We start from the raw sequence: 15,719 nt of genomic DNA, 5'->3' as shown, positions 1-15,719 counted from the left end.
CGGCTCACGCTCACAATCAAAAAGGGGAAACAATCATGGCGTTTTGTCCAAATTGCGGCGCGCAAGTCAGTGCCGATGAAACATTTTGTCATCAATGCGGGTTTAATCTCGCTCAGTACCGGTCACAACATCAGGGAACGGACCCGGAAAACGGATCAAGCAATGCCAATGCATCTTCGGTCGGCCCAACGTCACAGCCAACCGGGCAAGGTGCTGTGCCGCCAAACTCAAGACGGCAGCGCAGTCATGGCAGTGCGCCAAATGGACCGCGCCGCCCGTGGCTGATGGTCAGTTTGGTTCTGGCTGCGGCCGTTATCGTTGTCATCGCGGTGCTATTTTTCCAGAATCAAAGTCAGCAAACGCAAGAGGCTGCGGCAAGTTCCGCCAGCGCCTCAGCCGCGAATGCTTCGTCAGCCTCATTTGTTTCAGCGTCTGCGTCAACTTCGCAAGCGTCTGCATCAAGTTCACTCGCGGCCTCGCAAGAAGCAGCCAGTGAATCACTTGCCAACGCGAGTGAATCGGCAGCAGCGGAGAGTCACGAAAGTACCACAACAACGGGCGGTAGTGACTTGAGCAATCGCCAAGTTGCCAAAATGGCTGCGGATCTCGACGACTTTGACCTTGATGACTATCGCGTGGAAGTAACGTCACCGGCGACCAATATGAAAGAAGTTGATGTTTACGATAAAGATGATGGTGAGTTGCATAACAAATACCGCTATGACGAAATTCATGATCAGATGAGCAAATACGACGACGATTCTGGTAAGTGGGAACTGATTCAAGACGATGATGATTAGTTTTTAAGAAGGTGTTTCGCAAAGTCTGCTTGTGAAATGCCTTTTTGTTACCTTGAACCAAGGTAGATTTTAAATTGGCTAAAAAGTCGGCTGAAGGAGCGCTAATGAAACTGTTGCATTTAAAACCAAAAAGCGTATGTTAGTAGACATGGGGGTTATGTATGCAAACCGAATCGAATATTTCCGGCTTAATTTATCAGCTGGCAAAGTTACAGAAGTACTTTTTAAACCAGCACCTAAGCGATTTAGACTTAAATAGTGATCAAGCCAAGGTATTGACGTTTGTTGCCGCCCATCCTGGCACGAACCAACGCCAAATCAGTATCGACTTGAGCCGCGGGCCGGCTAGCGTGTCCAACTTGGTGAAACGGTTGATCCAACAAGGCTTACTGGAAAAGCGCATGGCGCCGCACAGTGATCGTGAGCGGCAGCTTTTTTTAACCGAAGCAGGCAAAGCCGCGGCGGCAGAGGTCCACGAGCTATTTCAGGTACTGGAGAAGGCTTTTGCAACGAACGTTAAGGACCCTGAGGCGCTTACGCAGACGCTAAAGCAACTTTTAGTAGCCTTACAGTGAGACCGACTAAGGGGCCAATTACAACTATCAGATACGGGGCTAGAAGGCGAGCTAGCGTTTATTTGTCTACTTTGTTTGAGAAGAGACTTGTTGACGAATTGGCCAGGTTTAACGTATAACTTAGGGGTTGAAAAGAGGCCACCGGGATGGACCCCCGATGACCTCGACACGGCTCAGATGACAAGGGTAAAAGCTAACTTTGGCGGTTAGCTTTTTTGATTATCGCATACGCTTTAGCACTACTGGTGATCAGTAGGCTTAGCGCGATGATAATCGACGCCACATCCAACGCGGCGAACCCCTTTCCTCTCCTGAATTTGGCATAGCTGACACCTCCACTGCTAGAAAAGTGTTGAGGGGTGTGCCATCCAATCCGCTAGACCAAGAAAATGGGTGATTAGTCCTTTTCTAGGTCGTAAACATAGTCTACAGGTTGATGCGTATACCGTTAATAAGAATCAACTAGGCCACAGGTGTTGTTATAAATACCCAGTTAAAATGACGTCACAGTTGCTAACCGAATTTGAATGATGGAAGCTGTTTCTAAATCTTTGAACAAAGTTAAGAAGCTCAATATATTGAAGATTTGCAGGATGTACCTACTGAAACACCGTTGTTAGCAGTATGTGATTAACTTAAATAACAAAAAACTCAAATACCCCCTTGGCGCTTGCAAAGAAACATGCTACACTATGCACAAATTCAGCAAGCAGAAAGGTGTCCCTTATCATTGATTGGCGCGTCGAATGAAGCGTTATTTGCACTATTATTTCCTAAAGACTTTCCGACACTGCTAGTGGCCAAACAGGCGCGGCGCATGTTATGTATTCGTGCCGCGCACGGCAACCAGGAAGCAGCCCGACTATTACGTGTCCGGTCAACGCCGATACACGTGGTTTATGCCGTCAAAGTCAGCCATTAAAACGAGTTTTACCTCTGAGTCCGACTATTTGGTCGGGCTTTTTTTCTGTGAGCGCAAGTCACTCCGGCTTTGCGCCGGGAGCACTTTATGGGGAGCTGAACGTGAATCGGCTCCTGCGCCGCTGAACGCGTTACCATAACGTCATTTAATAAAGGCGACAAAAAGCGCCATCAACATTTCTATTTCAATCACAATAAAGGTACAATTAAATTGATAACAGGTGAAAGAAATGGAGATGGCACTGTGAAGAACTTTCGGTTTAAGAATCCCACTGATATACGCTTTGGGACGGGTCGGCTTGACGTTGAACTGCACGATGCTGTGAGTCAATTTGGTTCGCGAGTTCTTTTTGTTTATGGCGGACACTCAACCAAAAAATCCGGACTTTACGATACGGTAAAAGGTTTGCTCGCAGATTTGCAGCTTACCGAATTGCCGGGGATTGAACCTAATCCTAAAATCGCTTCGATTCGTGAAGGCCAGCAACTGGTTAAAGGTAACGATGTTGAAGTGGTGCTGGCAGTCGGCGGCGGCTCGGTAATTGACGCAGCTAAAGTCATCGCCAGTGCAAAGTTTTATGACGGTGATCCATGGGACTTAGTGAAAGATCGCGGCGTGACCCGGCACAAGTTGCCCCAGTTACCGGTCGTGGACATTTTGACCTTGGCCGCAACCGGTAGTGAAATGAATAGCGGTTCGGTCATTTCTAATCCGGAAACCCACGAAAAGCTAGGCACGAACGGACCGAATACGCCCGCAGTGTCGTTTCTTGATCCGACACTGACATATACCGTTCCGCATCGCCAAACCGCAGCCGGTTCGATGGATATTCTCAGCCATTTGCTTGAACAGTATTTTGATCGTTCCAAGAATAATGACGCTAGCAAAGGCATGATGGAAGGCCTCATGCGAACGGTGATTAAGTGGGCCCCGATTGCGGTTAAAGAGCCGGACAATTTCGATGCGCGGGCTAATTTGATGTGGAGTGCGACGATGGCGCTTAACGGCGTGATGAGCGTTGCCAACGAAAACGGTTGGACTGTGCACAGCCTTGAACATGAGCTGTCGGCTTATTATGACATTACGCATGGGGTCGGTCTGGGCATTTTGACCCCGCGGTGGATGGAATATGCATTGACCAAGGATTCAACAACGGCTGAAATGTTTGCCCGCTTTGGCCGCCATGTGTGGGATCTTGAAGGGGACGAAACGTATGCCGTTGCGCAAGCGGCAATTGACGAGACCTTTGACTGGATCCAGCATTTAGGTTTTCCGATGACACTGCCGGAAGTCGGCATTACAGATGAGCGCCACTTTGATGCGATGGCGACGGCTGCTGTGGCTAATGCCAGACTCGAGACGCGTGCTTATGTTCCGTTGTCAGAAGAAGATGTCAAGGCTATCTATCAAGCCGCTATGACTGACGGCTTAACGGCATAGCTGATGGTTTTGAGTGATTTTTTGATGATTGACGAGGGGGAAAGTTTGTGACGCAACCGATTCTTGAACATGATTCCGTCGCTTTTCAAGCAGCGCGTAACGCCGAGAACCAACTATGGGCGGATTTTAACCTGAAACCCAAGGCGCGTTGGTTTAAATTGCCACCAGATAATTTGCGAGTCAGGGTGCTTGAATTTGGCCATGGGGATCCTGTGCTTATCATTCCGGGCAATACCGGCGATCCCTACCCGTTTGCACCGCTTTTACCGCAATTGGCCGGTTATCACTTGTTTGTGCTAGCACGGCCAGGTGGCGGCTTAAGCGACGGATTTGACCATGAACAGGTGGACGTGCACCAATTTGCAGTTGATTTAATCGGCCAAATCATGGACAAGCTTGATCTGAAGTCAGCGCCGATCATTGCGCATTCCATGGGCGCACATTGGGCAACCTGGTTTGCATTAGCGCATCCGGAACGCGTTGATCAGTTGATTCTTTTGGGAAACCCAGGGCGGATGTTAATGACCAAAACGCCTGGCATCCTCAAAATGGCGATGATGCCGGGTTTGGGGCAGTGGTTTATGAAGCGCCAGATCCCCAAATCTGCCAAGCGTGCTTGGGGACCGCTGCACCGCATGGGCACTGATCCAGTGGCGGTCAGCAAGTTGCCGCAAAGCTTTGCCGCGTGCGTCTATGCCTTTGACCACTTACCGAATTACACGGTATCGACCTTGTCCCTGTTGCGCAGCATGAACTCAGAGAAAAAGCATAATGGCCTCGGTGAAGATCAACTACGGCATCTTTCCGTACCCACCACGCTTATTTGGGGGACGAATGACGCGTTGGCCAAACCGGAGCTTGGCCAGGAAATTGCCGCAGTGGTGCAGCGCGGCGAACTGGTGACCATTAATGGTGCTGGCCACGAGCCGTGGATTGACGAACCCGAAAAAGTGGGCACCATTATCCGCTTGAAGTTAAAGGATAGTCGGTTACGCGCCGCTCTTGGCCGTCAGTAATTGATCGGGTACCAGAGTTCCAACAAAAAAATTATATTTTTAGCGATGATCGGATGCCTGCCAACGGTCATCGCATTTTTTTGTTTCAATTAAAACAGCGGTCGCAAAAACTCAATTTTTCAAAAATTATTTTTTGTATCCGTTCACAGTTTATGGCACGCCTTAAATCCCGCAACAAAGTTATCTGGGACCGCCTTCATTCGCTTGTGCCTATATTCTCACAAAAGAATATAGGCGAAAAAGGTTTGACAATCAAAACAGTTCTGCATATGCTTTGAACATCCAATTAATCTGGTTGGACAAAAGAGCGAAAGCATGTGAGCACCTGATCCAAGCGGAAATTTTTATTTCGTTTCGCGATGAGATGATTTTTTCTGCAAATGCTCAATTGCAATCGTGGTTAAAGGAGGCGAGGCTATGACAACTTTGGATACCTCAACCATACAGACGCTGATTCCGAATCGTTATCCGTTGTTTTATATCGATCGGGTCACCGAATTAGTACCGGATGAATCCATTGTCGCGGAGAAGTATGTTAGCGTGGCAGAGGATCATCTGGTTGCTTATCTGCCGGGTGAGCTAACCATGCCGCCGACGTTGATTATTGAGACGCTGGCCCAAGCGGCATCAATCCTGATTTTGAAATCACCAAAGTTTGCTGGTAAAACCGCTTATCTGGCAAGTATCGGCAAAACAGAATTCCTGAAGCCTGTCCCGACTGGCAGCGTTTTGACGCTAGCAGTCAAAATGGGCAAGGTTCGGGCGAACATGGGGGTGGTCACAACGACCGCCAGTATCGGTGATGAGCTCGTCTGCCACGCAGAATTGCATTTTGTGGTAGAAGCAAATGCTTAGTTCACTTGACAGGCTTTTTTTTTCAACTGATACTTTGAATATCAAATCAGTTGTACATGGAGGCACACCAATGTCCCAAAAGCCAAGCGTCAAGCGGATTAATGATAAACTCATTCGCGTTTATTCAGATATCCTACGAATGGAAGAAGAGGAACTGCGCAAAAGTCAGTTCCGGGATTTAGGTATTAAAGAAATGCACACCATTGATGCGATTGGTATTCATGCGACACCCAGCTCAAGTGATGTGGCCAAAAAGCTGCATGTGACGCAAGGAACCCTAAGTGTGGCCATTAACAATCTGGCACGCAAAGGGTATGTCGAACGACTGCATCTTGAGTCGGACAAACGAGTCGTGAATCTGCGACTTAGCCGCAAAGGGCGTTTAATGTATCGCGCCCACCTTGCCTTTCACCAGAAAATGGTTGCAAGTTTTGTTAAAGGATTTACCGAGCCGCAAATCGAGTTAATCGAACGCGCGCTGGATAATCTCAATGAATTTATTGACGAATATCGTCATTAGAAAGAAGGCCCCGTCTTGGAGATTCTGGCCAGTGCTTATTCGGTACCTGCCACGCGTGTTGAAAATGAGCAGTTACGTCAATTTATGGATACATCCGACAGTTGGATCAGAGAACGTACGGGGATTAAAACCCGCCACGTGGTCACCGATCAGCGTAACTTTGATCTAGCGTATGATGTTGCCCAGCAACTTTTGGCGAAGTCAGCTACCACTGCCGACCAGCTTGATTTCATCATCGTGGCGACCATGAGCCCGGACTATGCAACCCCGGCCGAGGCAAATCGCCTGCAAGCAGCACTGAATGCGGATCATGCATTTGCGTTTAATCTCAACGTTGCCTGCGCCGGTTTTGAGTATGCGTTGCACGTTGCCGATCGACTGATGACCAGTCCAACGGTTCACCAAGGTTTGGTCATCGGAAGCGAAGTGCTTTCTCGATTGGTTGATTGGCATGATCGACGCACAGCAGTGTTATTCGCAGATGGTGCTGGCGGCGTTTTGATCAGTGATCAAGGCGCGCCGGTGCAGGCAGTCGACCTCAAAAGCTTCGGCGATACCGAGATGGTACTGTCAGCTGGGGCTCAAGGCAATCAAAGTCCGTTTGCGGATGCAACTGAGGAACCTTCAGCTTATTTCAAAATGAACGGCCGGGCGGTTTACCAATTTGCCATCAGTGAAGTCCCACGGTCGATTCAGCGAGCGCTGGATCAAGCGGCGATGACCACGGATGATATCGATTGGTTCCTGCTTCACCAGGCAAATGCCCGCATTGTTCAATCCGTGAACAAAAAACTGAAAGTTACTGCCGACAAGTTTCCCATCAACATTGATGAGTATGGCAACACCAGCGCAGCCAGCGTGCCGATTCTGTTGGCACAATTAGCTGAAAGCGGTCGCCTGAAACGAGGCCAGAAATTGGTCCTCAGCGGTTTTGGCGGCGGCTTATCAGTCGGCTCGCTGATTATGACGTATTAATTCGAATTTCCCTGTAGACTGACCGAAAAAACGGTCAAACCATTTAACTTAAAGGAGAACATTTAAACATGACTAACGAAGAAGTATTGCCTAAGGTACAAAACATCATTGCTGACCAATTGGACAAAAACGCTGAAGATGTGACTTTGACCACGAACTTCAAGAATGATCTGGATGCAGATAGCCTGGACATTTTCGAAATCATCAACGAAATCGAAGACGAATTCGACGTTAAGATCGAAACCGATGAAAGCATCGAAACGGTTGCTGATCTGGTAAACTTCATCACTGAAAGGACCGAAGCTTAAGACAACTGGAGAGGAGTGGGCCAATGAGTCCATTAATGGAACGCTTAGGCGTTAAGTATCCGCTTTTTCAAGGCGGCATGGCATGGGTTGCTGACGGTAAATTAGCTGCGTCGGTTTCTGAAGCCGGTGGTCTTGGTATCATTGGCTCCGGTCATGCCCCTGCTTCGTGGGTTAAGGAACAGATCGAAGTTGCAAAATCAATGACGGACAAGGCATTCGGTGTGAATGTGATGCTGTTATCGCCTTTTGTTGAACAGGTCATTGATGTTATCGTTGATGCCAAGGTTGCCTTGGTCACCACAGGCGCTGGCGATCCTAGCCGTTATCTGGAACGGCTCCAGCAAAACGGTACCGTTGTGATGCCGGTCGTGCCGTCTGTTGCCATGGCCAAGCGCATGGCGCGTGATGGCGTGGACGGTGTGATTGCTGAAGGCATGGAATCCGGCGGTCACATTGGCAGTATCACGACCATGGCCTTGGTGCCGCAAGTCGTTGATGCCGTTGATATTCCGGTCGTTGCGGCTGGTGGGATTGGCGATGGCCGCGGTGTTGCCGCAGCGCTCAGTCTTGGTGCGATCGGCGTTCAAATGGGCACTCGCTTCCTGACATCAACTTCAAGCCGGATTCACCAAAACTATAAGAATGCGGTGATCAAGGCGAAAGACGTGGATACGCTGGTTACCGGCATGTATGTCGGTCATGCAGCCCGCGTGCTGAAAAACCCGATGAGTCGTAACTACCTGAAACTGGAAAAGGAAATCGCCTTGTCCGGTACGACTGACTTTACCGCTGTTGAAGAATTAGGTAATGGCAGTTTGCGTAAAGCTGTTCTGGAAGGCGATCGCGATCATGGTTCATTCATGGCCGGTCAGATTTCCGGTTTGGTCAAGCGCGAAGAAAGCAGCCAGGACATCGTTGAAGAAGTCATGCAGCAGGCGAAAGAGATTTTGGCTGGGTCAAAAATGGCTGACCTTCTCACGAGTTCGACTGCGGATGCATTTCCACGTCAGTAAACACATGACAAGGAGGGTTCCATCTGTTGCAATTTGCTTATGTGTTTAACGGCCAAGGTGCCGAGGTCCCCGGAATGGGGATCGATTTTTACCAGAATACTTTGATATTCAAAGAGATTATTGACCGTGCCGACGCCGTTTTGGACTTTGACTTGCCTGAGTTTTTGGCCAATGGTGATTTTGCTGCGCATCCGGATGACTTGCAGCCGGCGTTGGTGGCTTACAGCGTGGCAATGCATGAAGTAGCGTCAGCCGAATTGCCGCCGGAAACAGCCTTGGCTGGATTGAGTCTGGGCGAGTACAGTGCTTTGATTGCTGGTGGCGGATTGAGTCTGGAAGACGGGCTTAAATTAGTCGCGGCGCGCGGTAAAGCGATGGCGGCGGCTTGTCAGAATCAGCCTGGCGGTATGTTGGCGGTCATGAGCGCTGATCAGACAGTCATTCAGGAAGCGTGCGAACAGGCACCGGATGTTTGGCCGGCTAATTACAACGGTCCCAAGCAAACGGTTCTGTCCGGCACCCATGATGCTTTGGCCGTGGTCGAAAAATGGCTAAAAGCACAAGGCGTTCGCGCCATTCCGCTGCATGTGGCTGGCGGGTTCCACAGCCCCTTGATGGCAAGTGCCCAACCACAGTTGCAGGCAGCGTTGAAACAGGCCAATGTGTTTGAACCGGTCATTCCGGTGATCAGCACGACCGCGCTCAAGCCGTTTACGGCTCGCAATATGCGTTCCGTGCTTGCAGCCCAGGTTGCGGAACCAACCAAATTTGCGACGGTTATCGCGCAACTGAAGGCTGAAGGCGTCGATACGATCGTTGAGTTGGGTCCCAAACCGGTGCTTAGCAAGATGATCAAGCGGATTGACCGCAAGATGACGACCCATCTGATTAGTGATGCAGCGAGCCTCAATGAGGTCGCCGATTTGAATAACGGAGTGAAGGCAGATTGAAATTAACTGATAAAACTGCGATCATCACGGGTGCCTCACGTGGCATCGGTGAAGCGATTGCCAGAAATTTTGCGCAGGCAGGGGCCAACTTGGTGCTGAATGCGCGCCATGAATTTCCGGAAACTTTGATCAAAGAATTAGAAGGCTTTGGCCACGGGGTCGTCACCGTCTTAGGTAGTGTCGACGATCCGACAACCGGTGAGCAGCTGGTAGCAGCGGCCTTGGATCAATTTGGCAGTGTGGATATTTTGGTCAATAATGCCGGCATCAATGATGACATGTTGGCGATGCGGATGAAACCGGCCACTTTTGCCAAGGTCGTCCAAGTTAACTTAGATGGCACTTTTTATGTGACTCAACCTGCCTTCAAGAAAATGATGAAGGCGCGTGCCGGGGTCATCGTTAACCTTGCCAGTGTGGTTGGACTGACCGGCAACATCGGGCAAGCGAATTACGCCGCCAGCAAAGCCGGCATTATCGGCTTGACCAAAACACTGGCACGTGAAGGGGCGATGCGTGGTGTGCGCGTGAATGCGATTGCGCCAGGGATGATCGCCACGGATATGACCGCAGCATTGAGCCAATCCAGTCAGGACCAGATCTTAGCGGAAATTCCGTTGAAGCGCTTCGGCCAGCCCGAAGAAATTGCGCACACGGCCCGCTTTCTGGTCGAAAATGCCTACATAACCGGACAGACTTTGACAGTCGCCGGCGGGTTAGGTTAAGGACATGAACGGAGGAATGACATTGCAACGAGTAGTCGTAACCGGAATGGGTACTGTGAATCCGCTGGGCCATTCAGTCGCTGAAACTGTAGCGACGATGGATGCCGGTAAAGTCGGGATTCAACCTATTACCAAATTTGATGCCGAAAAAACCGGAATCACAGTCGCTGGTGAAGTCAAAGATTTCAAGCCTGAAGCGCGCATGCAAAAGCGCCTCAGCAAGCGGATGGATTTGTTTACCCAATATGGCCTTTACAGCGCTATTGAAGCTTATGAACAATCAGGGCTGACCAAAGACAACGTTGACGCCGATCGGATGGCGGTTATTTTCGGGTCAGGCATTGGTGGTTTGACAACCATTCAGGAACAAGTGACGAAGATGTATGTGAAAGGCCCGGATCGGGTTAGTCCACTGTTTGTGCCTGAAGCCATCAGTAACATGGTTGCCGGAACCATTTCCCAATACTTTGGCGCCCATGGTCCTAGTTATGTGGTCGTCACGGCTTGTGCATCAGCCACCAACGCCATTGGTGAAGCAGCGATGCGGATTCAAACCGGTAACGTTGATGTTGCTATTACCGGTGGTGCTGAAGCATCGGTTAACGAAATCGGCATTGCAGGGTTTGCGGCATTAACGGCTTTATCCAAGTCCACGGATCCGACCAAAGCCAGTTTGCCGTTTTCCGCCGATCGTAACGGTTTTGTGCTTGGCGAAGGCGGCGGTGCATTGATTTTGGAAAGCCTTGAGCATGCACAGCAACGAGGGGCCAAAATTTTAGGCGAAATCGTTGGATACGGTTCGACAAGTGATGCCTATCACATGACCGCACCTGATCCGAGTGGTACTCAGGCTTCACGTGCGATGCAACTGGCTGTCGAAGAGGCCGGCATTAAGCCAAGTGAAGTGGGCTACATCAATGCCCACGGTACGGCTACCAAAGCCAATGATGCGATGGAAAGTAAAGCCATTCATGATCTTTTCGGCGACAACGTGCTGGTCAGTTCGACTAAAGCATTGACCGGCCATCTGTTGGGTGCAGCCGGTGCCATTGAAGCAATTATGACTTTGAGCGCGTTGCAGGATGGTCGGTTACCGATGAACGTCGTGGACGCGGCACAAGATGAAGACTGCCCCGTCACCTTGGTCAACCAAGACAATCGTGATACCACAGTTGATTATGCCTTGAGCAATTCCTTTGGCTTTGGCGGCCATAATGCGGTCTTGGCCTTCAAAAGGTGGTGAGTGTCATGGACACCAAAATGATCGAATCCTTGATTAAGCAGTTGGAGCAAAGTTCTTTGAACGAGCTGGAACTGACGCTCGGCGAGGATTCCCTGCATCTCGTCAAAGCGGGTCCGGTCGCACCGGCACCGGTTGCTCCGGCTTCCAATCCGGTGCCAGCCACACCGGTCAACCCGACACCGGCTGCCCAACCTGAACAACCCGCCGGCACCGCCATCAAGGCTCCGCTAGTCGGTATCGTTTACCTGGCACCCAAACCAGGCGCCGATCCGTATGTCAAAGTCGGCGATCACGTCAAAAAAGGTGAAGTTGTCTGCATCATCGAATCGATGAAAATGATGAACGAAATCAAAAGCACCGTGAGTGGCACGCTCAAGGCTGTCGAAGTTGACAACGAGAGCTTGGTTGAATACGACCAACCGCTGTTTACGGTCGAAGAATAAGCGGTATAGGCAAGGGCGTAGTTCATGATCACGATGCAAAAGTGAACGTTAATTTCGAAGATAGAAGCGTTGTTCACTCTTTGGTTCGTCACAGGCAATTATCAGGAACCTTAAGATCTTAGTGCCAAGGCGGAGCAATCGTAGGCGTTTTGGAGCTCAGTGGTGAAATTGTACTAGCCGGGCGTTCTTCCCGGCGTAGTACAAGGCCGAGCTTTGAGACTCAGCCGGGTTTGCTGAGGCTCAAAGTCGTGCCCACCACGTTCCAGCTCCAAAACGCCGGAGATTGCGTAGTTTGGCACGGCACAGAATACATTGCCTAAATCCTTCTGTGCTGGCAAAACTATGGAACGGCCCTAGCTGTGTTTAGAAAAGCGCTTAATAATCCCGCAAACCTAACAAACGCGTTTTAAGGAGGAATTTTATTCCATGCTCGAAACCAAGAAAACACTTGAAGCACAAGAAATTCAGCAAATTTTACCGCATCGCTATCCGATGCTCATGATCGATCGGGTGTTGGATCTTAAACCCGGCGAATCAGTTGTGGCCCAAAAGAATGTTTCCATCAACGAACAGATTTTCCAAGGTCATTTTCCGGGCAATCCGATTTTCCCGGGCGTCTTACAAATCGAAGCCATGGCGCAGGCCGGGGCAATTGCTTTGTTGTCAATGCCAGACTTCAAAGGCAAAACCGCATATCTTGGCGGCATTAAAAAAGCCAAGTTCCGCCACATGGTTCGTCCAGGCGACGTTTTGCGGATCGAAGTCACCTTGGAAAAACTGATTGACCACGCTGGCTTAGGTAAAGGCAAGGTATACGTCGGCGAAGATATGGCCTGCAGTGCCGAACTCGTTTTTGCCATTGGCTAAATTCGCCGGATTCAGACTCGTGTAAGGAAGTGGAACTGTGTTCAAAAAAGTACTCGTTGCCAACCGTGGCGAGATTGCGGTCCGCATCATCCAAACCTTGCGGGAAATGGGTATCACCTCGGTGGCGGTATTTTCGAATGCCGATCGCCACAGCCTACATGTCTCGCTGGCAGATGAAGCGATTTGCATCGGCGGTCCGCGGGCAACCGACTCTTATCTGAATATGCGCAATGTTGTCAGCGCCGCCATTTTAAGCGGGGCTGAAGCTGTGCATCCGGGTTTCGGTTTCTTATCCGAAAATGCCGAGTTTGCTAAGTTGGTGACCGATGCCGGCCTGGCTTTTATCGGCCCTAAGCCAACCGCGATTGAGCAAATGGGTGATAAAGCGGTTGCCCGCCAGACCATGATTGATCTTGGCGTGCCAGTTATTCCGGGGAGCCGTCCGCTACAGGATGTCGATACGGCATTGGCAGCGGCTCAGGCAATCGGTTATCCATTGATGCTTAAAGCCAGTGCTGGCGGTGGCGGTAAAGGGATCCGTAAACTGACCGACGCCGATGCGCTGACTGCCGAATTTGCCGGTGCCCAGGCAGAAGCGCAAGCCGCGTTCGGCGACCCGACCATGTATCTGGAAAAGGTGATCGTGCCAGCGAAACACGTCGAAGTGCAGGTGCTGCGCGATCAGCAAGGCCATGTGAGCGTGTTCCCGGAACGTGATTGCAGCTTACAACGCCACAGTCAAAAAATGATCGAAGAAAGTCCGTGCCCGGTATTAAATTCAACCGAGCGGTCCAAGTTGTTGCAGTTGGCAGAAACCATTGCCAATGGCGTTGATTATCTCAATGCCGGGACCATTGAATTCTTGATGGACAAACAGCATCATTTTTATTTCATGGAAATGAACACGCGGATTCAAGTCGAACATCCGATTACCGAAATGGTGACCGGCGTCGATTTGGTTCGCGCGCAGTTGCAGATTGCTGCTGGCGAAAACGTCGAATTGACGACACCGGAGCCATCTGGTGTTGCGATTGAATGCCGCCTTAACGCCGAAGATCCCGACCATCAATTCATGCCCGATGTTGGCACGCTGAATCAATTGCGGTTCCCGACCGGCGGCTTAGGTTTACGGGTTGACACCGGCGTTGCGCCTGGCGATAAAATCAGTCCATACTACGACGCGATGATTGCTAAGATCATCGTCCATGGGCAAACCCGCCAAGAAGCATTGGCAAAAATGCACCGCGCATTGACCGAACTGGATGTTCAAGGCGTTAAAACCAACCGCGACTTTGCGCTGGCACTTTTCCAGGCACCCGTTGTATTGGCCGGTAAAGCCGATACCGCTTATCTTAACCGCGACTTTTTGCCGCAATGGCAGGATGAAAGGAAGGATGCTGCATGTTCCAACCACAACTAACCCAAGAAGCACTTGCTCGTGAAGCGGCCTTGCCCGAAAATCTGTGGATTCAATGTCCATATTGTAAGCAAGGCAGCTATCGAGAAAGTTTAGGCGATGCTCAAGTCTGTCCGCATTGCCACTATGGCTTTCGCATCACGGCTAAGAAGCGGTTAGCGCTGGTGGCAACCGAGACAACTGAATGGGACGCCGATCTGGTGACCACCGATCCGCTTGATTTTCCCGGCTACGACAAGAAACTCGCAGCGGGACGGCAGGCGACCGGCTTAAAAGATAGCGTCTGGACTGGCCAAGCTAACATTGGCGGACAAGTCTGTGGCCTAGGCATCATGGATCCTAAGTTTATGATGGGCTCTCTGGGGACCGTGACTGGCGAGCGTTTAACTCGTTTATTTGAAAAAGCCACGGAAGCCAACTTGCCGGTTGTCTTGTATTGCGCAAGCGGCGGTGCCCGGATGCAGGAAGGCATTCATTCACTGATGCAGATGGCTAAGGTCAGTGCGGCCGTTAAAAACCACAGCAATGCCGGCCTGCTATACATCAGTGTTCTCACTGACCCAACCATGGGTGGCGTGACTGCCAGCTTTGCCATGCAAGGCGACATCACCTTGGCTGAACCCCACAGCTTAATCGGTTTCGCGGGCCGTCGCGTCATCGAACAGACCATTAACCAAAAACTCCCGCAAAACTTCCAACGCGCCGAAACTTTGCTGCAAAGTGGTTTCATTGATGCTATTGTACAGCGGAGTGAGCAGGAAGCTTATGTTGGAGAATTGTTAGCGATGCATCAGTGAACGTGTTTATATCATCGAACATCCCGCACCACCTATTCCCACCCAAGCACCAATCGAAACAAGGAGGCCCTTTTCGCATGCCAAAAAAAGAAACTTCAGCCTACGCAACCGTTCAAGCGGCCCGGGCGCCGCGGCCGTATCAAACTCGTGAGCTCATCAATGGTCTGGTCACCAATTTTCATGAATTCCACGGTGATCGGCAGAGCCATGATGACCCGGCAGTGATCGGCGGCATCGGCTGGCTGGATCAGCAGGCTGTGACTGTCATTGCGACCGACAAAGGCAATGATTTGACAGAGCGGCTGCAGACGCATTTTGGCAGTCCTGAACCTTGGGGATACCGGAAAGCGTTGCGCCTCATGAAACAGGCTGCTAAGTTTCACCGGCCGATTGTCACGCTGATCAATACGCCGGGTGCCTACCCTGGTAAAGAAGCCGAAGCCAACGGGCAAGGAGCAGCGATTGCTGACTTGCTTGTGGCCTGTGCGGATTTACCGACGCCGATTCTGGCTATTTTAGTCGGCGAAGGTGGTTCAGGTGGCGCGCTTGCCTTGGCGTTTGGGGATGAAGTCTGGATGACCGATAAGAGTATGTATAGCATTTTGTCACCGGAAGGCTTTGCCGCGATTTTGTGGAAAGATGCCAGTCGCGCGAAAGAAGCAGCAGAAGTGATGCAGCTGACACCGCAGGATTTATTGGCAAAAGGGGTCTGTGATCGGATCGTTCCCGATACTGGTGCGGATTTTCCGGCAGCGCTCAAAGCCGCAGTGAAGCCCAAACTGGCCGAGCTGACGGCCATGGATCCGCAAAGTCTGGTTGCCAAACGCCAGGCGCGGTTCCGACAATTCTAATG

Annotated in this window: 18 protein-coding genes; all 18 read left to right on the top strand. The window is 50.6% G+C overall.

Features of this window, described 5'->3' with window-relative positions:
- Positions 1-35: 35 nt before the first annotated feature.
- The 18 genes from LHUE1_RS01195 (at position 36) to accA (ending at position 15,717) form a co-directional block, all read left to right on the top strand.
- Positions 36-800, top strand: a complete 765-nt coding sequence (locus LHUE1_RS01195) for a zinc ribbon domain-containing protein (protein WP_049169128.1) — start codon at positions 36-38, stop codon at positions 798-800.
- A 161-nt stretch (positions 801-961) separates the two neighbouring features.
- The gene (locus LHUE1_RS01190) at positions 962-1,375 is read left to right on the top strand and encodes a MarR family winged helix-turn-helix transcriptional regulator (protein ID WP_277848169.1); all 414 of its coding nucleotides are present in this window, start codon (positions 962-964) and stop codon (positions 1,373-1,375) included.
- Between the two features lie 730 nt (positions 1,376-2,105).
- Positions 2,106-2,297, top strand: coding sequence for a hypothetical protein (locus tag LHUE1_RS01185; protein WP_010491756.1), 192 nt, complete (start codon positions 2,106-2,108; stop codon positions 2,295-2,297).
- Positions 2,298-2,540: 243 nt separating this feature from the next.
- Positions 2,541-3,737: an iron-containing alcohol dehydrogenase gene (locus LHUE1_RS01180; RefSeq protein WP_049169126.1), complete on the top strand. Its 1,197-nt coding sequence runs from the start codon at positions 2,541-2,543 to the stop codon at positions 3,735-3,737.
- Positions 3,738-3,784: 47 nt separating this feature from the next.
- Entirely contained in the window at positions 3,785-4,753 is a 969-nt protein-coding gene (locus tag LHUE1_RS01175) for an alpha/beta fold hydrolase (protein ID WP_049169125.1), read from the top strand.
- Positions 4,754-5,170: 417 nt separating this feature from the next.
- Positions 5,171-5,608: a 3-hydroxyacyl-ACP dehydratase FabZ family protein gene (locus LHUE1_RS01170; RefSeq protein WP_049169124.1), complete on the top strand. Its 438-nt coding sequence runs from the start codon at positions 5,171-5,173 to the stop codon at positions 5,606-5,608.
- A 70-nt stretch (positions 5,609-5,678) separates the two neighbouring features.
- Positions 5,679-6,128: a MarR family winged helix-turn-helix transcriptional regulator gene (locus LHUE1_RS01165; RefSeq protein WP_005684753.1), complete on the top strand. Its 450-nt coding sequence runs from the start codon at positions 5,679-5,681 to the stop codon at positions 6,126-6,128.
- A 15-nt stretch (positions 6,129-6,143) separates the two neighbouring features.
- The gene (locus LHUE1_RS01160) at positions 6,144-7,103 is read left to right on the top strand and encodes a beta-ketoacyl-ACP synthase III (RefSeq protein WP_049169123.1); all 960 of its coding nucleotides are present in this window, start codon (positions 6,144-6,146) and stop codon (positions 7,101-7,103) included.
- Positions 7,104-7,171: 68 nt separating this feature from the next.
- Entirely contained in the window at positions 7,172-7,411 is a 240-nt protein-coding gene (locus LHUE1_RS01155) for an acyl carrier protein (protein WP_049169122.1), read from the top strand.
- Between the two features lie 23 nt (positions 7,412-7,434).
- The gene (locus LHUE1_RS01150) at positions 7,435-8,424 is read left to right on the top strand and encodes a nitronate monooxygenase (protein WP_049169121.1); all 990 of its coding nucleotides are present in this window, start codon (positions 7,435-7,437) and stop codon (positions 8,422-8,424) included.
- 26 nt (positions 8,425-8,450) lie between these two features.
- Positions 8,451-9,374: an ACP S-malonyltransferase gene (locus LHUE1_RS01145; protein ID WP_049169120.1), complete on the top strand. Its 924-nt coding sequence runs from the start codon at positions 8,451-8,453 to the stop codon at positions 9,372-9,374.
- Entirely contained in the window at positions 9,371-10,099 is a 729-nt protein-coding gene (locus LHUE1_RS01140; RefSeq protein ID WP_049169119.1) for a 3-oxoacyl-ACP reductase family protein, read from the top strand. Before LHUE1_RS01145 ends, LHUE1_RS01140 begins: the two co-directional genes overlap by 4 nt.
- A 22-nt stretch (positions 10,100-10,121) precedes the next feature.
- On the top strand, positions 10,122-11,342 hold the full coding sequence (fabF, locus tag LHUE1_RS01135; RefSeq protein WP_080978082.1) for a beta-ketoacyl-ACP synthase II: 1,221 nt from the start codon (positions 10,122-10,124) through the stop codon (positions 11,340-11,342).
- A gap of 5 nt (positions 11,343-11,347) precedes the next feature.
- The gene (gene accB, locus LHUE1_RS01130) at positions 11,348-11,785 is read left to right on the top strand and encodes an acetyl-CoA carboxylase biotin carboxyl carrier protein (protein WP_049169117.1); all 438 of its coding nucleotides are present in this window, start codon (positions 11,348-11,350) and stop codon (positions 11,783-11,785) included.
- A 426-nt stretch (positions 11,786-12,211) separates the two neighbouring features.
- Positions 12,212-12,652: a 3-hydroxyacyl-ACP dehydratase FabZ gene (gene fabZ / locus LHUE1_RS01125; RefSeq protein ID WP_010491726.1), complete on the top strand. Its 441-nt coding sequence runs from the start codon at positions 12,212-12,214 to the stop codon at positions 12,650-12,652.
- A gap of 37 nt (positions 12,653-12,689) precedes the next feature.
- The gene (locus LHUE1_RS01120; RefSeq protein ID WP_049171338.1) at positions 12,690-14,072 is read left to right on the top strand and encodes an acetyl-CoA carboxylase biotin carboxylase subunit; all 1,383 of its coding nucleotides are present in this window, start codon (positions 12,690-12,692) and stop codon (positions 14,070-14,072) included.
- The gene (gene accD, locus LHUE1_RS01115) at positions 14,054-14,866 is read left to right on the top strand and encodes an acetyl-CoA carboxylase, carboxyltransferase subunit beta (protein ID WP_049171341.1); all 813 of its coding nucleotides are present in this window, start codon (positions 14,054-14,056) and stop codon (positions 14,864-14,866) included. Before LHUE1_RS01120 ends, accD begins: the two co-directional genes overlap by 19 nt.
- Positions 14,867-14,886: 20 nt before the next feature.
- Positions 14,887-15,717 carry an acetyl-CoA carboxylase carboxyltransferase subunit alpha gene (accA, locus tag LHUE1_RS01110; protein WP_277848186.1) on the top strand — a complete coding sequence of 277 codons (831 nt, stop codon included), beginning with the start codon at positions 14,887-14,889 and terminating at the stop codon, positions 15,715-15,717.
- Positions 15,718-15,719 lie beyond the last annotated feature (2 nt).

It is taken from the genome of Lacticaseibacillus huelsenbergensis (assembly GCF_029726355.1).
In the GTDB taxonomy this organism is placed as follows: Bacteria; Bacillota; Bacilli; order Lactobacillales; family Lactobacillaceae; genus Lacticaseibacillus; species Lacticaseibacillus casei.
The sequence above is the reverse complement of the archived record's forward strand: the minus strand, read 5'-3'. Positions and strand labels throughout refer to the sequence as shown.